This is a genomic window from Streptomyces sp. NPDC051776 (assembly GCF_040681345.1).
GTDB lineage: Bacteria > Actinomycetota > Actinomycetes > Streptomycetales > Streptomycetaceae > Streptomyces.
Genome location: NZ_JBFAYQ010000005.1, coordinates 134,411 through 156,895 on the forward strand (window position 1 = coordinate 134,411; position 22,485 = coordinate 156,895).

The 22,485-nt window shown below is 71.8% G+C and carries 18 protein-coding genes; 10 read left to right on the forward strand and 8 right to left on the reverse strand.

The features are described 5' to 3' along the window. Positions 1-46: 46 nt before the first annotated feature. Complete coding sequence (locus tag AB0M26_RS06630; RefSeq protein WP_360850743.1) at positions 47-640, forward strand: TetR/AcrR family transcriptional regulator; 594 nt, start codon at positions 47-49, stop codon at positions 638-640. A gap of 89 nt (positions 641-729) precedes the next feature. Here the strand turns inward: AB0M26_RS06630 and AB0M26_RS06635 are convergent, their stop codons facing one another. The 6 genes from AB0M26_RS06635 to AB0M26_RS06660 all read right to left on the reverse strand — a co-directional run bounded on the left by AB0M26_RS06635 (position 730) and on the right by AB0M26_RS06660 (position 5,497). Continuing rightward, positions 730-1,944, reverse strand: a complete 1,215-nt coding sequence (locus tag AB0M26_RS06635; protein ID WP_365255520.1) for an acyl-CoA dehydrogenase family protein — start codon at positions 1,942-1,944, stop codon at positions 730-732. 6 nt (positions 1,945-1,950) lie between these two features. Beyond that, positions 1,951-2,973 (reverse strand): phosphotransferase family protein, encoded by a 1,023-nt coding sequence (locus AB0M26_RS06640; protein ID WP_365255523.1) that lies wholly within the window; start codon positions 2,971-2,973, stop codon positions 1,951-1,953. Between the two features lie 332 nt (positions 2,974-3,305). Further along, positions 3,306-3,830 (reverse strand): gluconokinase, encoded by a 525-nt coding sequence (locus AB0M26_RS06645; RefSeq protein WP_365255526.1) that lies wholly within the window; start codon positions 3,828-3,830, stop codon positions 3,306-3,308. 275 nt (positions 3,831-4,105) lie between these two features. Beyond that, positions 4,106-4,498 (reverse strand): DUF202 domain-containing protein, encoded by a 393-nt coding sequence (locus tag AB0M26_RS06650; RefSeq protein ID WP_365255529.1) that lies wholly within the window; start codon positions 4,496-4,498, stop codon positions 4,106-4,108. Further along, positions 4,498-4,917 carry a DUF202 domain-containing protein gene (locus AB0M26_RS06655; protein ID WP_365255870.1) on the reverse strand — a complete coding sequence of 140 codons (420 nt, stop codon included), beginning with the start codon at positions 4,915-4,917 and terminating at the stop codon, positions 4,498-4,500. The genes AB0M26_RS06650 and AB0M26_RS06655 overlap by 1 nt, the downstream gene beginning before the upstream one ends. A gap of 16 nt (positions 4,918-4,933) precedes the next feature. Then, positions 4,934-5,497 carry an NUDIX domain-containing protein gene (locus AB0M26_RS06660; protein ID WP_365255532.1) on the reverse strand — a complete coding sequence of 188 codons (564 nt, stop codon included), beginning with the start codon at positions 5,495-5,497 and terminating at the stop codon, positions 4,934-4,936. Between the two features lie 175 nt (positions 5,498-5,672). Between AB0M26_RS06660 and AB0M26_RS06665 the strand changes: the two genes are divergently transcribed. The 4 genes from AB0M26_RS06665 to AB0M26_RS06680 all read left to right on the forward strand — a co-directional run bounded on the left by AB0M26_RS06665 (position 5,673) and on the right by AB0M26_RS06680 (position 12,274). Continuing rightward, on the forward strand, positions 5,673-7,349 hold the full coding sequence (locus tag AB0M26_RS06665; protein WP_365255535.1) for an FAD-binding dehydrogenase: 1,677 nt from the start codon (positions 5,673-5,675) through the stop codon (positions 7,347-7,349). Positions 7,350-7,669: 320 nt separating this feature from the next. After that, positions 7,670-8,620, forward strand: coding sequence for a hypothetical protein (locus AB0M26_RS06670; RefSeq protein ID WP_365255538.1), 951 nt, complete (start codon positions 7,670-7,672; stop codon positions 8,618-8,620). Positions 8,621-8,686: 66 nt separating this feature from the next. Beyond that, complete coding sequence (locus AB0M26_RS06675; RefSeq protein WP_365255541.1) at positions 8,687-10,234, forward strand: APC family permease; 1,548 nt, start codon at positions 8,687-8,689, stop codon at positions 10,232-10,234. Positions 10,235-10,435: 201 nt separating this feature from the next. Further along, the gene (locus tag AB0M26_RS06680) at positions 10,436-12,274 is read left to right on the forward strand and encodes an AMP-dependent synthetase/ligase (RefSeq protein ID WP_365255544.1); all 1,839 of its coding nucleotides are present in this window, start codon (positions 10,436-10,438) and stop codon (positions 12,272-12,274) included. Between the two features lie 13 nt (positions 12,275-12,287). On the opposite strand, the gene AB0M26_RS06685 is transcribed toward AB0M26_RS06680, so the two are convergent. Continuing rightward, on the reverse strand, positions 12,288-14,660 hold the full coding sequence (locus tag AB0M26_RS06685; RefSeq protein ID WP_365255547.1) for a phosphoketolase family protein: 2,373 nt from the start codon (positions 14,658-14,660) through the stop codon (positions 12,288-12,290). 118 nt (positions 14,661-14,778) lie between these two features. Beyond that, positions 14,779-15,099: a chaplin gene (locus tag AB0M26_RS06690; RefSeq protein WP_365255550.1), complete on the reverse strand. Its 321-nt coding sequence runs from the start codon at positions 15,097-15,099 to the stop codon at positions 14,779-14,781. 522 nt (positions 15,100-15,621) lie between these two features. Here AB0M26_RS06690 and AB0M26_RS06695 point away from each other — a divergent pair. The 5 genes from AB0M26_RS06695 to AB0M26_RS06715 all read left to right on the forward strand — a co-directional run. Beyond that, on the forward strand, positions 15,622-16,716 hold the full coding sequence (locus AB0M26_RS06695; RefSeq protein WP_365255553.1) for a DUF3344 domain-containing protein: 1,095 nt from the start codon (positions 15,622-15,624) through the stop codon (positions 16,714-16,716). 115 nt (positions 16,717-16,831) lie between these two features. Then, a complete protein-coding gene (locus AB0M26_RS06700) occupies positions 16,832-18,082 on the forward strand; it encodes a glycosyltransferase family 4 protein (RefSeq protein ID WP_365255556.1) in 1,251 nt (416 codons plus the stop codon). Further along, a complete protein-coding gene (locus AB0M26_RS06705) occupies positions 18,079-19,683 on the forward strand; it encodes an exopolysaccharide biosynthesis polyprenyl glycosylphosphotransferase (protein WP_365255559.1) in 1,605 nt (534 codons plus the stop codon). Before AB0M26_RS06700 ends, AB0M26_RS06705 begins: the two co-directional genes overlap by 4 nt. Positions 19,684-19,685: 2 nt before the next feature. Next, a complete protein-coding gene (locus tag AB0M26_RS06710; protein ID WP_365255562.1) occupies positions 19,686-21,350 on the forward strand; it encodes an O-antigen ligase family protein in 1,665 nt (554 codons plus the stop codon). Further along, the coding region (locus tag AB0M26_RS06715; RefSeq protein ID WP_365255565.1) for a lipid II flippase MurJ at positions 21,347-22,485 on the forward strand (1,139 nt) is incomplete at its 3' end. The genes AB0M26_RS06710 and AB0M26_RS06715, both read left to right, overlap by 4 nt.

A 22,485-nucleotide genomic window follows, 5' to 3' on the forward strand; every position in this document is an offset into this window, starting at 1 on the left:
GACCGGCCGGAGAGTGTCGGCAACGAACGAAAGGCGGGTGGCGGCAATGGCCAGAACGACGGACGGAGACGGCGGCCCCGTCCCGCAGCGGCTGCTGGCCGCCGCCACCCGCCTCTTCGCGGAACGGGGCTACGACCGGACCTCCGTGCAGGACATCGTCGAGGCCGCGGGCGTGACCAAAGGCGCGCTCTACCACTACTTCGGCTCGAAGGACGATCTGCTGCACGAGATCTACGGCCGTGTGCTGCGGCTCCAGCAGGAGCGGCTGGACGCCTTCGCGGACGCCGACGCCCCCGTGGAGCAGCGGCTGCGCGACGCGGCTGCCGACGTCGTGGTGACCACGATCGACAACCTCGACGACGCGTCGATCTTCTGGCGCTCCATGCACCACCTGAGCCCGGAGAAGCACAAGCAGGTCCGCGCGGAGCGGCGGCGCTACCACGAGCGCTTCCGGGCGCTGATCGAGGAGGGCCAGGAGAGCGGCGTCTTCAGCACGGCGACACCGGCGGACCTGGTGGTGGACTACCACTTCGGCTCGGTCCACCACCTCTCGACGTGGTACCGCCCGGCGGGCCCGATGACCCCCCACCAAGTGGCGGACCACCTGGCGGACCTCCTGCTCCGGGCATTGAGGCCGTAGCGGAGGGGCGGCCCGCGGCCGTCAGGTCGGGGAGCAGACCCGCATCGCGAGCGGGACGACGACCGGGTCGTCCCGCCCGCGGCGCGCGGCTACGCGTAGCGCTTCAACTCGCGGCGGGCCAGCGAACGCTGGTGGACCTCGTCCGGGCCGTCGGCCAGGCGGAGAGTACGCGCTCCCGACCACAGTTCGGCGAGCGGGAAGTCCTGGCTGACGCCGCCCGCGCCGTGGAGCTGCACGGCCTGGTCCAGGATGTCCACGACCGTACGCGGTGTCGCGATCTTGATGGCCTGGATCTCCGTGTGCGCCCCCTTGTTGCCGACCGTGTCCATCAGCCAGGCCGTCTTCAGCACCAGCAGCCGAAGCTGCTCGACAGCCACCCGCGCGTCCGCGATCCACTCCTGCACCTGCCCCTGGCGTGCCAGCGGCTTGCCGAACGCCCTACGGGAGACCGCCCGGCGGCACATCAGCTCGATCGCGCGCTCCGCCATGCCGATCAGGCGCATGCAGTGGTGGATACGGCCCGGGCCGAGGCGGGCCTGGGCGATCGCGAAGCCGCCGCCCTCCTCGCCGATCAGGTGGCCCGCCGGGACGCGGACGCTGTCGAAGACGACCTCCGCGTGCCCGCCGTGGAAGTGGTCCTCGTAGCCGTAGACCTGCATGGCGCGCCGGACTTGGAGGCCGGGGGTGTCGCGAGGGACGAGGATCATCGACTGCTGGCGGCGGATGTCCTCGCCGTCCGGATCCGTCTTGCCCATCACGATGAAGATCTGGCAGTTGGGGTTCATCGCGCCGGAGATGTACCACTTACGGCCGGTGATGACGTAGTCGTCGCCGTCCCGCTCGATCCGCGTCTCGATGTTCGTCGCGTCCGAGGAGGCGACGTCGGGCTCGGTCATCGCGAACGCCGACCGGATCTCGCCGGCGAGCAGCGGTTCCAGCCACTGCTTGCGCTGCTGCTCGTTGCCGAACTGGGCGAGCACCTCCATGTTGCCGGTGTCGGGCGCCGCGCAGTTCAGGGCGGTCGGTGCCAGGTGCGGGCTTCGGCCGGTGATCTCGGCCAGCGGGGCGTACTGCAGATTGGTCAGCCCGGCGCCGTACTCGGAGTCCGGGAGGAAGAGGTTCCACAGACCCCGCGCGCGGGCCTCGGCCTTCAGCTCCTCGAAGACGGGCGGCGTGAGCCAGGGCGAGGAAAGCCGGGCGTGCTGCTCCTTGGCCACCGCCTCGGCGGGGAACACGCGCTCGTCCATGAAGTCGAGGAGCTTCGCGCGGAGTTCCTCCGTGCGGGCGTCGAATGCGAAGTCCATGGCTTCTCAGCTCTCCTGAAGGGTCGTGAGGCCGTTGTCGATGAAGACGGGGACGAGCTCGCCGATGCGGTCGAAGCCCGCGCCGACGGTCTGCCCGAGCGTGAAGCGGTAGTGGATGCCCTCGAGAATGACCGCGAGCTTGAACCAGGCGAACGCCTCGTACCAGGAGACGGCCGAAACATCGCGTCCGGAGCCGGCCGCGTACCGCTCGATCAGCTCCCGTGGCTCCGGGTGCCCCGGCGCGCCCGCGGTCGTCGAGACCGGGGACTCGGCGACGTCGACCCGGCGGCTGTACATCACCAGTAGCCCGAGATCGGTCAGAGGATCGCCGAGGGTGGACATCTCCCAGTCGAGAATCGCGCGGATCCGGTCATCCCCGTCCACCAGGACGTTGTCGAGGCGGTAGTCGCCATGGACGACGGTGGGGGCGGGGGAGACGGGGAGGGCGCGGCCGAGCGCGGCGTGCAGCTCGTCGATGCGCGGTAGTTCGCGGTCGCGCGAGGCGTCGAGCTGCTTGCCCCAGCGGCGGAGCTGCCGGTCGAGGAAGCCCTCCGGGCGTCCGAAGTCCCCGAGCCCGACCGTCTCCGGGTCGACCGCGTGCAGTTCGACGAGGGTGTCGACCAGGCCGAGCACCACACCGCGCGTGCGCTCGGGCCCGAGCGCCGACAGTTGCCCGGTGGTCCGGTACGGGGTGCCCTCCACGAACTCCATGACGTAGAACGGTGACCCGATGACGGAGTCGTCCTCGCACAGCAGCAGCGCCTCGGGGACCGGCACGGCGGTGGATTGCAGGGCGCTGATGACGCGGTGCTCGCGGCGCATGTCGTGCGCGGTGGCGAGGACGTGCCCCAGCGGTGGCCGGCGGACGACCCAGCGGGAGGCGCCGTCGGTGACCCGGTACGTGAGGTTCGACCGGCCGCCCTCGATCAGCTCGGCACCGAGCGGCCCCCGGACCAGGCCGGGGCGTTCGCGGTCCAGGTGGCCGCGCAGCCGCTCCAGATCGAGTCCGGGCGGGTGATCGTTGCTCATCGGGCACTCTCCTCCGTGGGGAGACAATCATCGACTGTCTCTCATCATGCCGACCAGTCGGTATGGAGTCCAGTGGGCCGGCATCTCCGGGCAGTGACACCCCCCTCACGCATCCACGCGTTCAGCGCCCGCGCTCAGCGCGTCGATCGGTCGTGCCGTGGACGGCTGCCCTGCTCAGGCCGGGGAGGGAAGGTCGAAAGTCCATCCTCGTCGCGCGCCGCTTCCGGCTCAATACGGTGCTCGTCTGCCGTCTCCCGTCTGCCGCCTGCCACCCTCCGCCCGCTCGTCCTCGGTTCGGAGAGGGGCGGCCTGCCCGGGCGCAACGGGTGTCGTCAGGACGGCAGCGCGTCGCGCGCCAGGGCCGTGGTCTCCTCGACCGTGCCCTCGATGGGGATCGCCGCCCCGTTCTCGTCGTCACCCAGGGGCTCCAGGTCGGCGAACTGCGAGCGCAGCAGCCGTGCGGGCATGAAGTGGTCCCTGCGGTCCGCCAGCCGGTGCGCGATGAGTTCGAACGACCCGTTGAGATGGATGAAGCACGCGGACGGCGCGGTCTCCGTCAGCCGGTCGCGATAGGACCGCTTGAGCGCTGAGCAGCTCACGACTCCGCCCGTCGCGGCGTGACCGGCGAGCCAGTCGCCGATCCCGTCGAGCCAGGGGACCCGGTCGGCGTCGTCAAGCGGTGTGCCGTCCTTCATCTTGGCGATGTTCTCGGGCGGGTGGAAGTCATCGGCCTCCGCGTACGGGAGGCCCAGCTCCTCGGCGAGCCGCTCACCGATCGTCGTCTTGCCCGAGCCGGTGACGCCCATGACGACGACCAGGGGCACGGCGCGTTGCGTACGGCGGCGTTTCGTGGCCATGGACACCTCCGGCGCGGTCGTCGTCGGGAAGTCGTCGGATTCATCCGGAAAACGTTCTGTCCGGCCCAGGCTAGTGCGCGACATCCGGCTCCGCGCCCCGCGATCCCGGCTCCGCGCCCCGCGACCCCTTTTCCGCGTCCCGCCACCCCTTTTCCGCGCCACCGCCACCCCGGCTCCCGTAGATGCCGAGGCCCAGATCTCCCGGCTGCGCGGGCGCACCGGGCCGCGACCCGGCTCCAACTCCGGCCGGACGCGCACCGCCTGGCCGATCCGGGTCACGCGTCGACGACGTGTGCGGCCGCGCCCAGGACCGCGAGCGCGATGGCACACGACGCAGCCGCGGCGGCCGTACGGGCGGACAGCGCGGTCGGGCACGACGCGTCCAGGGCCCGGATGCGTCGGTGCGCCACCGCAAGGAAGCCCAGCAGCACCGGCGCGCCCACCGCCAGGGTCACGGCCGCCCGGAGCGGTCCCGCGCCGTGCAGCACCTCGCGCGCGGCGAGCAGCCCGGCCGCCACATACGTGAGTGTCGTACGCCGCCATGCCAGGCGCGTGCGCTCCGGCTGCAGACCAGGATCGCGTCGGGGCGCCGCGCCTCGCCCGGCCCCTCCGCCGCCCGCCCCGCCCCTGCCCCCTTCTCCCTCGCCGCCGTGTCCTGCGGCTGCCATCAGCCGGCCCAGCCCGCGGCCACGGCGACGACCATCACCGCCGCGACCGCGCCGATCGCCAGCGCCAGCAGGGTGGGGAAACGGGAGACCGGCAGGTCCTCGCCGCGCCGCATGGCGCGCTCGCAGCGCGCCCAGTGGTTGACGGCTCGTACGGCAGAGAGCGCGCCGACCGCGAGGAGCACCAGGGCGAGCGTGACACGGAGGGTCCGGTGGAGATCCGGCAGGAACTGCGCGACCGCGAAGCCCACGGCCACCAGCGCGAGGGCCGTCCGCAGCCAGGCCAGAAAGGTGCGTTCGTTCGCCAGTGAGAAACGGTAGTCGGGTGTCCCGCCCGCCTCGGCGATCCGCTCGGGCGCGAACCACAGCCGCGTCCCGGCGACGGCCGCCCGCACCTTCCGGGGCAGGGCCTTAACGGAGATGATCACGGTCGGCACATTACCGGCCGGGCGGACTCGTCCCCTCCGCCCCGGTCCGGGGGCCCTTCCATTCCTGCAGCCTCCGGTACGCCTCCAGCCCGTCCGGCACCCAGCTCCACTGCGGCAGCCTCTCCGCCAGTTCCTCGTCGGTCAGGAAGGCGTGCCAGGCCACCTCCTCGGCCTGGGGGTCGACCGGCCCCGTGATGCGAACCTCGTGGACATAGCTCCACCAGCTGCGGCCGGGCGCCTCGTAGAGGAACTTGAACAGCGGTACGGGCCGGGGGAGTCCGCAGACGCCCAGCTCCTCCTCCGCCTCCCGCAGCGCCGCCTCCTCGTACGTCTCGCCCGCACCGACCACGCCGCCGACGAACATGTCGTACAGGGAGGGGAAGACGAGCTTGTCCGCGGTTCTGCGGTGCACGAAGATCCGGTCCTCGGCGTCCCGCGCCAGGATGAAGACGCTGCGGTGGCGCAGATTGTTCGCGTACGCCTCGCCGCGCGGTGCTTGCCCAACGACCCGGTCCGCTTCGTCCACGATGTCCAGCAGTTCCCCTGCGGAGCGCGGCTCCTGCTGCTCAGCCATGCCCGCCATCCAAGCAGACCGCGCCGCTTGCCCCGGCCGCGCCGCAAGCCGCCCGGGGACGCAGGCCGCCCGCGTACGGGAGGTTGACGCGGTGAACGAGTGTCCAGAAGATCTACGCAGCAGTAACCCGAGTGGTCGACCGTTCACCTGCCGCGCTCCGACGAGGATGGATTCGATGGCGTACGACGCTGATGTGATCGTGATCGGAGCGGGGCTTGCTGGTCTGGCCGCCACCGCCGAACTCGCCGACGCGGGCCGCCGCGTCATCCTGCTCGACCAGGAACCCGAGGTCTCGATGGGCGGGCAGGCGCACTGGTCCTTCGGCGGGCTGTTCTTCGTCGACTCGCCGGAGCAGCGCCGGATGCGCATCCGTGACAGCCACGATCTCGCCCTCCAGGACTGGCTGGGCACGGCGGGGTTCGACCGCGTCGAGGACCACTGGCCGCGCCGCTGGGCCGAGGCGTACGTGGACTTCGCGGCGGGGGAGAAGCGGACGTGGCTGCACGCGCAGGGCGTCCGGTTCTTTCCCGTCGTCGGCTGGGCCGAGCGCGGCGGCTACGGCGCCACTGGGCACGGCAACTCCGTGCCCCGCTTCCACATCACCTGGGGAACCGGCCCCGGCCTGGTCGAGCCCTTCGAGCGGCGGGTGCGTGCCGGGGCCTCGCGCGGCCTGGTCGATCTGCGCTTCCGCCACCGCGTCACCGGGCTGTCGCGCACGGCCGGGGCGGTGGACACTGTGAGCGGTGAGGTGCTGGCACCGAGCGACGCGGAGCGCGGCGAGGCGAGCAACCGCGAGGTCACCGGATCATTCGAACTCCGGGCCCAGGCCGTCATCGTGACCTCGGGCGGCATCGGCGGCAACCACGACATCGTACGGAAGAACTGGCCCGAACGCCTCGGCACTCCGCCGAAGCACATGCTCTCGGGCGTGCCCGCGCACGTGGACGGGGAGATGCTCGGCCTGGTCGAGGCCGCGGGCGGGCGCATGATCAACCGTGACCGTATGTGGCACTACACCGAGGGCATCGAGAACTGGAACCCTGTCTGGGCCAAGCACGGGATACGCATTCTGCCCGGTCCGTCGTCGCTGTGGTTCGACGCCCGCGGGCGGCGGCTCCCGGTGCCGCTGTTCCCCGGCTTCGACACGCTCGGCACGCTCGAGCACATCATGAAGACCGGCTACGACTACACCTGGTTCGTCCTCGATCGGCGCATCATCGGCAAGGAGTTCGCGCTCTCGGGTTCCGAGCAGAATCCCGATCTGACGGGCCGCAGCATCCGCGGGGTGATCGACCGGGCGCGCTCCGACGTGCCGGGCCCGGTCAGGGCGTTCATGGAGCACGGCGCCGACTTCGTCGTCGAGAAGGACCTCCCAGCGCTCGTCCGCGGCATGAACGCGATCACCGAGGAGCCGCTGATCGACGAGGCGGAGCTGCGCCGCGAAATCAGCGCTCGCGACCGGGAGATCGCCAACCCGTTCACCAAGGACCTTCAGGTCATGGCCATGCGCGGGACCCGCAACTACCTGGGCGACAAGCTGATCCGCACCGCAGCCCCGCACCGCGTCCTCGATCCCAAGGCCGGCCCGCTGATCGCCGTACGACTGCACATCCTCACGCGCAAGACCCTCGGCGGCCTCGAGACCGACCTCTCCTCCCGTGTCCTGGAAGGCGATTCGGCTCCGGGTTCGGCCGGGGAGACGCCGCTGCCGGGTCTGTACGCCGCGGGTGAGGCGGCCGGGTTCGGCGGCGGGGGCGTGCACGGCTACCGCGCGCTGGAGGGCACCTTCCTCGGGGGCTGCCTCTTCTCCGGGCGCACGGCGGGGCGGGCGGCGGCGAAGGCGGTCGGCTAGCCGGGGAGGGGCGCCCGGGCCCGCGATCCCCTGTCCGTCGCCAGATGTCCAGACCGGGCTGCGATGGGTGTGCCGTCCTGTCAAAGCCCCTGTTCACAGGGGCGACACCGGCAACAATCCGGATATCGCGGCGTGTTGAGGAGCTTATGGAGTTACGGTCCGGCCTTGACGCGGACCAGTGACTACCGGTTTGCTGTGCGTGATCATTGGGACGATGGGCGGGGTACGACCGGCCCCGCCGGACCGCAGTCGTCGTGACCGCGCGAAGACGCCCCGCAAAGGGGGCAGAAAGTGGCGTGCGCCGTGGAGGAAGCTCGCGGATGACTCCCCCTCCACCTCCCCTCGGCCGGGGCCGGCCGAGGGACGGCTTGAGCTTCGACCCCGCATTCGACGACAGCGAACTCGCCAAGGCGCGCGACTCCCTCGCCCACGGCAGATGGGGCGACGTACGGTCCTTGCTGGCCAGGACCGGTGACGACTGGGAGCGCCGCGGACACCGGCTAGTCGTCCTCGGTGAGACGCCCACGAGCGCTGCCTGGGCCCAGGACTGGCTCCTCGCGGAGCCCGACAGCGCCTGCGCCTCCGCCCTGTTCGCCTGCGCCACCGTCTCCCGGGCGCTGCGCGGCAAGGCGCACCCCGACCAGGCGCGCGAGGCATGCCGGGCCGCGGCGCGCATGGCGCCCGCCGACCCGACGCCGTGGCTCGCCCTGCTGATCCTCGTCCGCCGCACCGGCACGGACGAGGAGCGGCTTCAGGTCTTCGACCAGGTGCGCGGCCGCCACCGCGACCACCACCACGCCCACCACCTGATGACCGCATGCCTGGCCGAGCGCCAACAGGGCGACAGGGACGACCCGCTCCACGAGGTGTACGACTTCGCCTCCTGGGCGGCGGAGCAGGCGCCCGCGGACTCCCCGCTCGCCGTGCTGCCCGTCGTGGCGCACACCGAGCGCTACCGCGTCCTGGCCGAGGCAGGGATCGAGCCCTCCGACCCCGCCCGCTCGGGCCACTGGTCCACCCGAAGGGCGCGGCAGGCCATGAAGGCCGCTTTCGACTGGTGGCTGGAGTGGGAGGCCGAGGACCACCCCCGCAAGACGGTGGACCTCAACTACCTCGCGCAGGCCAAGGTGTACGAGGGACGGCTGGCCGAAGCGGCCGCCCTGTTCAACCGGATCGGGTCGCACGCCACGGCCGTGCCCTGGTCGTATCCCGACCGCGACCCGAAAAAAGCATTCCGCGCCGCGCGCCGTGCCGCACTCGGCTCGGCATAGCGCACTGCGCCCCGGCTTCGCACCGACCGACCACGCCGAGCTCACCTTCACGGAAGGACGCCCCGCATGCTGACGGGCACCAGCACCGAGATCAGCACGTTCAAAGGCCAGGACAGAGCGCTGCGCGCCGACCGCATCGGGATGGCAGGGCTGCTGCTGTCGGTGCTCGCGGCCAGCGCGCCCCTCATGGTGGTCGCTGGTGTCATGCCCACCACATACTCCGTGATGGGCATCGTCGGACAGCCGTTGCTGTTCGTGATCCTGGGGGTCGTGCTGGCGCTCTTCGCCTTCGGTTACGCGGAGATGAGCCGCCACGTCCACAACGCAGGGGCCTTCACCGCGTACATCGCCCGCGGGCTCGGCGGCACGGCGGGCGCCGGTGCGTCGGTCGTGGCCCTGGTCGCGTACAGCGCGATGCAGGTCGGCGTGTACGGCATCTTCGGCTTCGAGATCGCCGGGCTGCTCGCGGACCACCTGGACATCACGGTCGCCTGGTGGATCCCGGCGCTCATGGGGGTGGCGCTGATCGCCGTCCTGGGCGGGCTGAAGATCGACCTCAACGCCCGGGTGCTCGGCGTGCTGCTGCTCATCGAGGTTCTCATGGTCCTCGTCTTCGACTTCGCCGCGGTCGCCGACCCGGCACCCGAGGGCCTGTCCCTGCACGCGTTCGACCCCGGAACCCTGACCGGCGCCGGACTCGGTACGGCCCTGGTCTTCTGCCTCGCTGCCTTCGTGGGCTTCGAGCAGTCCCCGGTCTACGCCGAGGAGACCAGCCGCCCCCAAATCGTCGTCGCCCGGGTGGTCTTCCTGGTCGTCGCCTTCGTCGCCGTCTTCTTCGCCCTCAGCTCCTGGGCGCTCTCCGTCGCCGCGGGCCCCTCGCGGATCGTGGGCAGCGCACAGGACGCGGGCCCGGGGCTGCTGTTCGCCCTGACCGAGGCGCGGCTCGGCGCCGGGTTCACGGACGTGCTGCACATCTTCTTCGTCACCGGGATGTTCGCCTGCCTCCTCAGCTTCCACAACGTCGTCGCGCGGTACGCCTTCGCCATGGGCCGCGAGGGGCTGCTTCCCTCGGCGTTCGGGCGCACCAGCCGGTCCAGCGGCGCCCCCGCGTACGGCTCCCTGCTCCAGACCGGCGTCTCCCTCGCCGTCGTCACCGCGTTCGCGGTCGCCGACGACAAGCCGGCGGGCGATCCCACAGCCCCCGTCCTGCAGTTGTTCACCTGGATGGGCAACGTCGGCGCGCTCGGCGTCATCGTCCTTCTGGCGGCCGCGTCCGCCGCGGTCATCGCCTTCTTCGTCCGGCGCGGGGCGGCGCGGGTGCAGGCCTGGCGCATCGCCTGCTCGGCCGTCTCCGGGGCGGCCCTTGTGGTGATCATGGTGTACGCGGTGAAGGAGTTCGACGTCCTGCTGGGTACCGACCCCGGCTCGTCGCTGCGCTGGATCCTGCCCGGCATCATCGGGGCCGCGGTGGTCGCAGGCGTCGGCTTCGGCCTCGTCCTGCGCTCCGTCAAACCGCAGGTGCATGCGCGCATCGGACTGGGCAACGAGGCGTTCCAGCTGGAGAAGGCGGCCGAGTCCGCCTCGGCGCGAAGCGGGCCGAAGACGGCGGAGTGACGGCCCCGGGCATCCGAACCGGCGTCCGGCACGACACCCGAACCGGGTCGAGCCCGCCGTCCGCGAGGTGCCAAACCCACATAGTCCTCACGCCTGTTGCGGACCCGCCTCTATGCACCGGGTTGACCAGCGGGTAGCTTTCCTCCGCCACCAAGTGGTGGAGCAGGACTGGCACGTCACGTGCCCGGGCAAGGAGGCGCAGTGCGCGAACTCGGCCTTCCTCCCCTGGTGGAGTCCCTCAAGGTGGGCGGCCTCGCAGACGCTCTGTTCGAGAACGCGGAACGGGCGCCGGACCTGACGCAGTTCTCCCGGCGCGCGGATCCCGCCTCCACGGAGTGGTCCCCGGTCACGGCCGCCGACTTCCGGCAGGAAGTGACGGCAGTGGCCAAGGGCCTCATGGCCGACGGAATCGGCTTCGGCGACCGGGTCGCGCTGATGTCCCGTACCCGGTACGAGTGGACGCTGTTCAGCTTCGCCGTGTGGACCATCGGCGCCCAGCTCGTGCCCGTGTACCCCACGTCGTCCTCTGAGCAGGTCCACTGGATCCTCTACGACTCGAAGGCGACCGCCATCATCGTCGAGCACGAGGACCATGTCATGACCGTGGGGGCGGTCTGCGACGGCCTGCCGCTGCGCCGTATCTGGCAGTTGGACGCCGGGTGCGTCGCAGAGCTGACCGAGTGCGGTCGCGGCGTCGCCGATGCCCTGCTGCACCAACGGCGTTCGATGGTGCAGCCCGAACTGGCCGCGACCATCACGTACACCTCCGGCACCACCGGGCGGCCCAAGGGATGCGTGATCACCCACGCCAACCTGGCGATCGACTGCGACACCCTTCTCACCGGCTGGGGTTCGCTGTTGGCCGACCCCGGTGTCCAGCCCTCCGTGCTCGCCGTCCTGCCCCTGTCGCACATCTACGGACTGATGATGCAGGTCGCCTGTGTACGCGGTGGCGTCCGGCTAGGCCATCAGCCGGAGGTCGCCACCCGGACGCTGGTGCCCGCCCTGCGGTCCTTCCAGCCGACCTTCATCTACGCCGTGCCGTACGTCTTCGAGAAGATCTACCAGCGGGGCCGCAGGACCGCCGAGGAGCTGGGCCGGGTCGAGTTGTTCGACAAGGCGGTCGAGGTCGCCGTCCGGTACGCGGAGGCCCTTGAGCGCCGGGCACTCGGCACCGGTACCGGTCCGAGCCCCTCGCTCCGCGTCCAGCACGCCCTGTACGATCGGACCGTCTACGAGCGGATGCGGGCGGCGCTCGGCGGCCGCGCCAAGTACGCGATGTGCGCCGGCTCCGCGCTCGACCGGAATCTGGCGCTGCTCTTCGCCGGCGTCGGCATCACCATCTACGACGGCTACGGGCTCACCGAGACCTCGGGAGGCGTGACGGCCCAGCCGCTGGGGCGCGTACGGTTCGGCACCGTCGGGCGCCCCCTTCCCGGCTGCGCCGTCCGCATCGCCTGGGACGGGGAGATCCTCGTCCGCGGCGCCCAGGTCTTCGCCGGGTACCTCGACGACCGTCCGGGCACCGAGGCGGTGCTGCGTGACGGATGGCTGCACACCGGTGACGTCGGAACCCTCGACGACGACGGCTACTTGTCGATCACCGGGCGCAAGAAGGACATCATCATCACCAGCGGCGGCAAGAGCGTGGCGCCCGCGGTCCTGGAGGAGCGGATGCGCGCCAACCCGCTCGTCTCCCAGTGCCTCGTGGTCGGCGACAACCGGCCGTTCATCAGCGCTCTGATCACCCTGGACCCGGAAGCCATCGACCACTGGCGGCGGCTGCACCGCAAGCAGCACCTGGAGGCCCGGGCTCTGGTGGCCGACGAGGAGCTGCGCGAGGAGGTCCGGCGTGCCGTGCTGGCCGCCAACTCCGCGGTGTCCAGGGCCGAGTCGATACGGGCCTTCGAGATCCTGCCCGCCGAGTTCAGCGCGGCCGACGGATTGATGACGCCCTCGCTGAAGCTGCGGCGGGCCGCCATCGTCAAGGCGTACGTGGGCGAGATCAACCGGATGTACGCGGCCCGGCCGTCCGGCTGAAGGCGCTCGGGCCTCAGCCCGGCCAGGTCCAGTCCGCGACCTCCGGCAGGTCCGTGCCGTGCTCCCGTACCCAGAGGTGGTGGCGTGCCCGGGCGTCGGCCATGGCCTGACGTACGCCGACGGCCCGGACGCCGAGGCCCGGCACGCGGTCGATGACATCCATCACGAGCCGGTAGCGGTCCAGGTCGTTGCGGACCACCATGTCGAACGGCGTCGTCGTGGTGCCCGACTCGCGGTAGCCCCGGACATGGAGCTGGGCGTGCCCGCTGCGGCGGTAGGTCAGTCGGTGGATCAGCCACGGGTAGCCGTGGTAGGCGAAGATCACCGGCCGGTCCCGGGTGAACAGGGCGTCGTACTCCGCGTCGGTCATCCCGTGCGGGTGCTGGTCCTTCGGCATCAGCGTCGTCATGTCGACGACGTTGACCACACGGACGCCGAGGTCGGGAAGGTGGTGGCGGAGCAGACCGGCGGCGGCCATGATCTCCTGGGTCGGCACGTCCCCGGCCGCGGCGAGTACGACGTCGGGCTCCCGCCCCGTGTGCTCGCTGCCCGCCCACTCCCAGACGCCCGCACCGCGCGCGCAGTGGGCCCGGGCGTCGTCGAGGGAGAGCCAGTCGAAGCAGGGCTGCTTGCCGGCCACGACGACGTTCACGTGGTTGCGGCTGTGCAGCACGTGCTCGGACACCGCCAGCAGCGTGTTGGTGTCCGGCGGGAGGTAGACCCGTACGACGTCGGGGCTCTTGTTGAGGACGTGGTCGACGAATCCGGGGTCCTGGTGCGAGAAGCCGTTGTGGTCCTGGCGCCAGACGTGCGAGGTGAGCAGGTAGTTGAGGGAGGCGATCGGCCGCCGCCAGGGCAGCTTCCCCGAGGTCTCCAGCCACTTGGCGTGCTGGTTGACCATCGAGTCGACGATGTGCACGAACGCCTCGTAGCTGGCGAAGACGCCGTGCCGGCCGGTCAGCAGATAGCCCTCCAGCCAGCCCTGGCACAGGTGCTCGGACAGGACCTCCATCACGCGCCCGTCGCGCGCCAGGTTCTCGTCGGTGTCCAGGGTGGCGGCCTGCCAGGCGTTGCCGGTCGCGTCGTACACCGCGCTCAGCCGGTTCGAGGCGGTCTCGTCGGGGCCGAACAGTCGGAAGTCCCTGCGGCCCGCCGTGTCGGCCAGGATGCGGGCCAGTACGGACCCGAGGATCTTGGTCGGCTCGTGCACCGCCGTGCCCGGCTTGCCGACATGGACGGCGAACTCCTCCAGGCGCGGGGTGGGCAGATCCCGGAGCAGCATCCCGCCGTTGGCCCGCGGATTGGCGCCGAGCCGGGCCGTCCCCTCCGGGACGCACGCAAGCACCTGGGGCCGGGGCCTGCCCTCGTCGTCGAAGAGTTCCTCGGGGCGGTACGAGCGCAGCCACCGCTCCAACTGCCGCAGATGTTCCGGGTTTTCGCGGACCCCGGCCAGCGGCACCTGATGCGAGCGCCACGTGCCTTCGACGGGCTGCCCGTCCACCTCGGCGGGTCCGGTCCAGCCCTTCGGCGTACGGAGTACGATCATGGGCCAGCGCGGCCGCTCCGTGGCGCCCTCCTCGCGGGCCGCCCGCTGGTTGACGGCGATCCGGTCGAGAGCGTCGTCCATGGCGCGGGCCATCGCGCGGTGCACGCGCAGCGGGTCGTCGCCCTCGACATGGATGGGTTCGTGGCCGTAGCCGCGCAGGAGTTCGTCGAGTTCGGGTTGGGGGAGGCGGGCGAGCACGGTGGGGTTGGCGATCTTGTAGCCGTTGAGGTGCAGAACGGGCAGCACCGCCCCGTCGTGCACCGGGTCGAGGAACTTGTTGGCGTGCCAGGAGGCGGCCAGCGGCCCGGTCTCGGCCTCGCCGTCTCCGATGACACAGGCGACCAGCAGGCCGGGGTTGTCCAGGGCGGCCCCGTACGCGTGGGCGAGCGAGTAGCCCAACTCGCCGCCTTCGTGGATGGATCCGGGGACCTCAGGCGCCACATGGCTGGGCATCCCGCCGGGGAAGGAGAACCTGCGGAACAGCCGTCCCATGCCCTCGGCGTCCCGCCCGACGTCCGGGTAGGTCTCCGAAAAGCTGCCCTCCAGCCAGGAGTTGGCCATCACGGCGGGGCCGCCGTGCCCCGGTCCCCAGATGCAGATCGCGTCCAAGCCGCGGTTTCCGATCACCCGGTTGAGGTGGGTGTGCACCAGATTCAGCCCTGGCGTCGTCCCCCAATGGCCCAGCAGGCGGGGCTTGATGTGCTGGGCGGCCAAGGGCTCGCGCAGCAACGGGTTGCCCATCAGATAGATCTGCCCGGCCGAGAGGTAGTTGGCGGCTCGCCAGTGTGCGTCCAGAGCGGCGAGTTCTTCTTCTTGCGGTTCGGGACGGTCGGTTGCCATCAGTCCTCCAGGAAATGGAACCGCGGACCCGGTACGCGTTCCACGGCCGGGCCGCACCATGCGGGCGGGGCCGCCGGATCGCTTCCGGCGGCCCCGTTGCGCGTTGCGGCTCGAAGCGTCAGCCGTTGTGGCAGGCGTTGCCGATCGCCGGGTTCAGGCCGCCAGGCCCGTAGGTGAAGGTGTTGCCGCAGGCGTTGATCGGAATGTTGATGGGGAATTGAACGACGTTGCCGCTCAGGAAGCCGGACGAACCGATGGCCGCGGCCTGGGCCAGGGCGCTGTTGCCGTCGTCGTCACCGTCCTTGCGGTCGTGATCCTTGCTGTAGCGCTTGCCGTGGTCCGTGTAGCCGGTGTCCTGCGCCATCGCGGCGCCCGCACCGCCCACGACGAGAGCGCAGCCGGCGACGGTCAGCGTGGCAGCCTTGGCGATTCGGTTCATGACCATGTCCTTTCGGGTCGGGAACGGTGTCTGTCCCTGTACGGTCCGATCCGAGCATCGATTCACCATGTGGTCACCCGATGGGAACCTTCGGTTCGCTCTGCCCATCATGGGCACGAAGCTCCTGGTTCGTCGCATGGTGTTCTGCTGATCGGGCGGCTCCCGCGGGACTCCGCCATCGGGGGCGGCTTCGGGGCGCGGTGAACGGGTCGCGCCCGGGCCGAGCCGTGCCGTGGGTGAGGGCGGAAGCGACGGGTGTGGCGCCGGTGCCGGGTCCTCGGCCCACCTGACGCCCCGGCGGCAACCCTTTCGGAGCAATTCGGCCTTTCATCACTCCGGTGGTGAAAGCGGCCCCAGCGGGCCCGTTGTGCCGCACGGTTCGGATGTTCGGCGGGCGTCGCCGTTGAGTCCGAATGGATGACTACACGCTCGGCGTATTCGCGCGCGTCTGGCGTGATTTGGGGCATATTGATCTGCGATCGTCTGCGCCGGACCTATCGTGCGGAAATCGGAGGAGCAGCAATGCGGGTTTATCTTGGCCGTGGCGGCCGCTACGCACTCTGTGCGTTGTCGGCTGTGGCCGTGGCGGTCGCGCTGCCGCAGTCCGTGGCTGTTCCAGCCGAGAATGAGGCGTCTCAGGTCCCCTTCGTCGAGCGCTACCGCGCCGTCCAGCACGGCGGAATCGTCAGGGCCGCGAATGCCTCGGTCACCTGTGAGTCCGCGGTCACCAAGACGTCCGCTTCCTGCGCCCAGGTGCAGAAGGGCGGCGCCGGGCGCAACAACAACTACGAGATGACGTACGTCGACGTCGACAAGGACCCCAACACCTACAACTCCAGCCGCGCGGAACTCCGCCTGCCCAAGAACGCCAACGTGACCTACGCCCGCCTCTACTGGGGCGGAAATCTTCTGGCGGGCGAGCAGAAGCCGTCCAAGGACAACGGCCGGGTCCTGCTCGCCGAACCGGGCGGCGATTACAAGGAAGTCCGCGCCGACACCACGATGGGGCACCGTACGGCCGAGGGCGCCGACGCCTACGCCGCCTCGGCCGACGTCACCGAGATCGTCCGGTACAGCGGTCCCGGAGCCTTCACCGTCGGACAGGTCAACAGCGCCAAGGGCCACTCCAGCCCCGGAACCTACGGCGGCTGGACGCTGGTCGTCGCCTACTCCGACCCCAGCTCGCCGTTGCGCACGCTCTCCGTCTGGGACGGATTCCAGACCGTGAACGCCGACCGCCCCGACTACTTCCTGGAGCTGGAAGAGCTGAACGTCCCGGCCAAGGGCAAGGGCAGCCTCGGTCTCGTCGCCTACGACGGCGACCGCGGCCTGGGCAGCAACGCACTCGGCGTGGCGGCCGACGAGGGCAAGCCCGTGATGCTGCGCGACACCGCCAACCCGGCCGACGACGCCATGAATTCGACCATCTCCACCAACGGGAAGACCGCTGCCGGACGGCAGCCCGCCCACGTGAACACGCTCGGCTACGACTCCGACGTCTTCGACGTCACCTCCGCCTTCAAGACGGGCGCCGAGGACCTCACGGTCGGCTTCGGCACCAACAAGGACGGCTACCACCTCGGTGCCCTCTTCCTCCAGGCAGACGCCCGCCGCTGAGCGACGGGCCCGGCACAGCCCCCCGGCGGCGGATCACCGCCGGGGGCGAGTACCCCGGCGGTGATCCGCCGCCGGAACTTCGGATTCCATCCGGTCCGTGTACGGGGAGCAACGCGTGCCGCAACACAAGCGTGAAGGACGCCGGTTGACGGTGCTGCACGTCTCCCAGCCCGTCGACGGAGGCGTCGCCAGGGTCGTCACGGACCTGGTGCGCAGCCACACCCGGGCGGGCCTGCACTCCCTCGTCGCCTGTCCGCCCGGTGGCGTACTGGGCGAGGGAGCCGCCGCAGCCGGGGCCGGCGTACTGCACTGGCACGCCCGCCGTGCACCGGGGCCGCACGTTCCGCTGGAGACCCTGCGGCTGTCCCGGCTCATCCGGCAGACCTCCCCTGACGTCGTGCACGCGCACAGTGCCAAGGCCGGGCTCGCCACCCGCCTCGCCGTGCGCGGCCGCATCCCCACCGTCTTCCAGCCGCACGCCTGGTCCTTCGAAGCCGTCGGCGGTACGGCTTCCGAACTCGCCCTGTACTGGGAGCGGTTCGCCGCACGCTGGGCGACCCGTCTGCTGTGCGTCAGCGAGGACGAGCGGCGACGCGGCCGCGACGCGGGCGTCGAAGGCCCGTGGGCCGTGGTCCGCAACGGCGTGGACACCGAACGCTTCCGCCCCGTGGACCGGCCGGCCCGGGACCGGGCACGCGCCGGACTCGCCGCGCTGCGCGGCCTCCCCCCGCAGACGCCGCTGGTGGTCTGCGTCGGCCGGCTCTGCCGCCAGAAGGGTCAGGACGTACTGCTGGGCGCCTGGCCGGGTGTCCTCGGGGAGGTTCCCGGGGCCGTACTCGCCCTCGTCGGAGACGGGCCGGCGCGGGAGGACCTGCGCCCAGGGGCGCCCCCGCAGGTCCTGTTCGCCGGTCCGACCGCCGACCCGGCCGCCTGGTACGCGGCCGCCGACCTGGTCGTCCTGCCCTCCCGCTGGGAGGGCATGGCGCTCGCCCCGCTGGAGGCCATGGCCTGCGGGCGGCCCGTGGTCATGACCGAGGTGACGGGTGCGCGCGAGAGCCTGCCGCCGCGCCACGCCGCCCGCTGCCTCGTGCCGCCGGACGACCCCGGTGCCCTGGCCCGGGCCGTTGCGGCCCTCCTGCTCCACCCGCGGCTGCGCGACACCCTCGGCCGGCAGGCGCACGAGTACGTACGGGGGGCCCACGACGTACGGGGAACGGCCGCCGCGGTGGCCCGTCTCTACCGCGAACTGCTCGCCCCCGGCCCCGCCGTTCACCGAGTGCCGGACGCCGTACCGCCCACCGCAGGCCGCGGATCCCTCGAACGACCCGGCCCGTCCCCCGAGACCAGGGAGCACAGCAGGCGATGACCACGGAGAACGCAGGGGTCTCGAACCCCGGGCAGCTCGTGTCACTGCTGGGGGAGACAACCCGCCAGGCCCCACCCGTCTTCGCACCGATCAAACGCCCGTTCCGCGGCCTGGCATCCGCCGGTCAGCGGAACGCGCCTCTGGTCGGGCGACTCGCCGCGGTGCTCGCGACCGTCGACTCCCTCGCGGTCGCCGCCGCGGCGTTTCCGCTCGGCGAGCCCGGCCGGGTGGCGGCCGCCGGCGGCCTCGCCCTCGCGGTGCGGCTGCTCCTGTCCGCACGCGGCGGCCTCTACCGACCGGGTCCGATGGCGACCGCGCTCGACGAACTGCCCCGGCTCGTGGGGTACTCCGTGATCGCATGGTGCATGGCAACAGCCGTCCTCGTGGGCGTACGGCCGGCACAGGCGCCCGGCTGGGCCCTGCTGCTGGCGATCGTGACCCTCGACGTCGCGGCGGCGGGCCTGGGCCGCGGCGCACTGCTCGCGGTACGCCGCCGGGGGCGGCGCGCCCGTCCGCACTCCGTGCTGGTCGTGGGTGCCGATCCGGTGGGCCGCCGCGTGGCCGGGGCGCTGCACGAGCACCCCGAGTACGGCATGCGCCCGGTCGGCCTGGTCTCCCACACCCCGGCCCACGTCGCGGACAACGGCCCGGCCGGGGACGGGCTCCTGGTACGGGGAGGCACCCTGGACCGCGCACTCGACCGGGAGCCGGAGCGGGGGCCGGAGCAGGAGCTCGACGCCGCCCCGCCCCCGGCCGCCGAACCGCCCGTGCCCGTCCTCGCCGCCCAGGAGGACATCGCCCGCGCGGTCATCCAGAACACAGTGCGGGACGCGATCTTCACCCGGAACCCCTGGGACGATCCGCACGACGCCGCCCTCGTCCGGCTCTTCGCCGAACTCGGCTGCACCGTATGGCTCGTTCACGGTGAGCCGGCCGCCGACGCCGGCCCGCGTCGCCCCGGGGGCCCCGACCACATCTGGGGCTTCGCCTGTCAGTGCCTGGAGCCGCCGCCCCGCCACCGCCTCGGCATCCTCGGCAAACGCGTCCTCGACCTCGTCCTGGCCGCCGTCGCCCTGATGGCCGCCGCGCCCGTCATGCTGGTCTGCGCCTTGGCCGTACGCTGGTCCGACGGACCCGGGGTGATTTTCCGTCAGGAGCGGATCGGCATGGCGGGGCGGCCGTTCACGGTGCTCAAGTTCCGCACGCTGCGTCCCGTCGACGAGCAGGAGTCCGCCACCCGTTGGAACGTCGCCGGCGACGAACGGATGAGCCCGGTGGGAAACCTGCTGCGCCGCACCTCCCTCGACGAACTCCCGCAGCTCTGGAACGTCCTCCGCGGCGATATGAGCCTCGTGGGCCCCCGGCCCGAACGACCATATTTCGTCGGGAAGTTCAGCACCACGCACCCCGGATACGCGGAGCGCCATCGGATGCCGGTCGGTATCACCGGCCTCGCTCAGGTCCACGGCCTGCGGGGCGACACCTCGATCGAGGACCGTGCCAGGTTCGACAACCACTACATCGAGACCTGGTCGCTCTGGCAGGACGTCCGCATCCTGCTGCGCACCGCGGGCTCGCTCTTCCGGCTCGGGGGGAGCTGAGCATGGCGACTGCGTGGATCACTTTCCGGCACACCCACGGGCGAATCCGTCCCGCTTGGTGTGCCCTGCCCGCCGCGGCCAGTGTGCTGCTGCTGTGCATGCCGGTGGGGCCGGACGACGGAACCGTCACTCTCGCCGACGCGGCATCGGCCGTGCTGGTGGCGGTCTGTGCGATCAGTCTGCTCTGGGACCGGCGGCGCACACTGACCCCGGCGGGCGTCGCGATCCTGTCCGCACCCATGATCGGCTTCGCTGTGGCGACCGCCGCCTCCCGGGACCCGATGGCGAGCCTGCCGGGATTCGTGCGCTACGCCCAGGTGTTCGTCCTCGTCCCTGCCGCGATGGTGCTGCTCCTGCGCTCCCGACGCGACTTCCTGTGGGTGGGCGGCGCGGTCCTGGCGACGGCACTGGCCCAGGGAGCCGTGGGCGTCCACCAGTACCTCACCGGCACCGGAGCCTCGTACGCGGGACAGGACATCCGGGCCGTTGGCACCTTCGGGCCGGTGGACGTGATGGGGATGGCGACCGTCGTCGCCTTCGGCACCGTCCTTGCGCTCGCGCTCGGACTCGGCGCACCTGCGGACACGCCGCGCCGCCTCCGGATCGCCGCCCTGGCCTGCGCCGGTGTGCTTCTGGTGCCGCTCGTCTTCTCCTTCAGCCGCGGGTCCTGGCTCGCCACGGCCGTCGCCGCAGCCGTGGTCCTGCTGCTCGTGGGACTTCGGATCGCGATGAGCGCCCTGGCCGTGTTCGTCGCCTCGCTCGTGGTGCTGGTCGGCGGGGTGGGCGTGGGCTCCGCTCTCATCAGCGAGCGCCTCACCAGCATGACCCAGGTGGCGGGCGCACCCGACCGGTCCGTCACCGACCGGTACGCCCTGTGGGACGCCGCCGTCTCCATCTGGGAGGACGATCCGGTGACCGGGGTGGGCATCAAGGGCTTCCCCGTCCACCGCGACGCCAATGCCTCGCTGGGGCTGTCGTCCAGCAGTGACACGGCGGGCGCGGGCCATGAGTTCCGGCGCGAGCCGCTGCTCTCGCCGCACAACATGTATCTGCTCGTCCTCAGCGAGCAGGGCCTCATCGGCATCACCGCCGTGGCGGGAAGCTGGTCCGCGCTGCTCGTCCTCGCCTACCGCAGGCTGCGCAGCGTGCGCCGGGCCGGGCTGCCCTGGGAGTGCGGACTGGCCTCCGTGGGCCTGCTGGTCTATCTGCTGTCCGACTTCCTCTACGGCGACATCGGCGGGCCGTCGACGGTCCTCATCGCCGTCATGCTGGGGCTCGCGGCCTGGTGGGCTCTCTCGCCCGCGGCGGTGGCCCAGCTCCCGGCGTCCCCCGTCCGGGGGCTGTTCCCCGCACCGTCCGCGTGGGCGGCGGTCGAGCTTCGCGCACCATCCGCGACAGCGCCGGCGCTCCCGCCGAATGTGGGACCCTCAGCTCCGCTCGGTGCGGAGCAGGCGATTCCGGCCGAGGCGGCATCGGTCGTTCCTGCCGTTCCGGTCGTGAGGGCACCGGCCGTCCCCCCTGCGCCACGGGCCCGTGGCGGAGGACGGGCGCGGGCGTCGTGGGCGAGGCGGAGGTCCGGTACGCCGTCCGGGGCCGTACCCGTCATGAAGGCCGTACCGGCGAAGCCGGACGGCCCCGGGCCTGACGCCCCGGCGGACCGCCGATGACCGACGCTCCCGCCGTACCGGAGTCGAAAGCCGGGCGCCCGCCGCGGACGGTGGCCGGCGCGGTGCCGTCCACGCCCTCGCCCGCAACGGCGTCCGGACACTCCGGAGCCTCCGCCGCCTCCAGCGGTGCCCCGTCCGGCGGCACGCCTCCCCAGCGCGCAGGCTCCGAGCGGTTCATCGCCAAGGCCGCGGCCGTCACGGCGGTCCTCACCGCGGCCGGGGCACTCCTCGGCCTGGGGCGCGACCAGTTGGTGGCGAGCCTGTTCGGCGCGAACCGGGAGACGGACGCATTTCTCGTGGCGTGGACCGTGCCCGAGATCGCGGCGACGCTGCTCATCGAGGACGCCATGGCGCTGGTGATGATCCCGGCGTTCAGCCTGGCGCTCTCACGGCGAGCCGCCCGCGTCGCCGTGGCCCGTACCCCGGAAGGCGAACAGATCCCGGCGCGCAAGGACGGCATCGCGGCGGCCGGTGCCGTACACGGTGGAGGACGGGGCGGTGACGCGGGTCCGGACCCCGTCGGCCGGCTCGTGGCGTCCACAGCGCCCAGGCTGTGTGTCGCGTTGGCCTGTGTCGCCGGTCTCCTCGCCCTCGCCGCGCCCCAGTTCGTACGGTTCTTCGCGCCGGGGCTGCCCGATCCGGCGCTCGCCGTGGACTGCACCCGGCTCACCGCCGTCACGGTCCTCACCTTCGGCATCGCCGGGTACTTCAGCGCGGCCCTGCGCGCCCACCGGCGCTTTCTGCCCCCCGCGGCGATCTATGTCGCCTACAACATCGGCATCATCGCGACGGTGCTGCTGGCGCACGCTCTGTGGGGTGTGCGGGCCGCGGCGGCCGGAGTCGCCGTCGGCAGTGTCCTCATGGTTTTCGTCCAAGTGCCGGCGTTCCTGCGCCAGGTGCCTGTCCGCGTCCGGCGCCTTCGCGGGGCCCGGTCAGGGCGCTCCGGTGGGAGAGGGGCGCTCCGCGGGACGGGGACGGGAGAGGTGTCCTGCGCCGTCCCGCCTGCTGGTTCGGGTACGGAACAGGCCGTCCCGCGCGCTGGTTCGGGTACGGAACAGGCCGTCCCGCGCGCTGGTTCGGGTACGGAACAGGCCGTCCCGCGCGCTGGTTCGGGTACGGAACAGGCCGTCCCGCG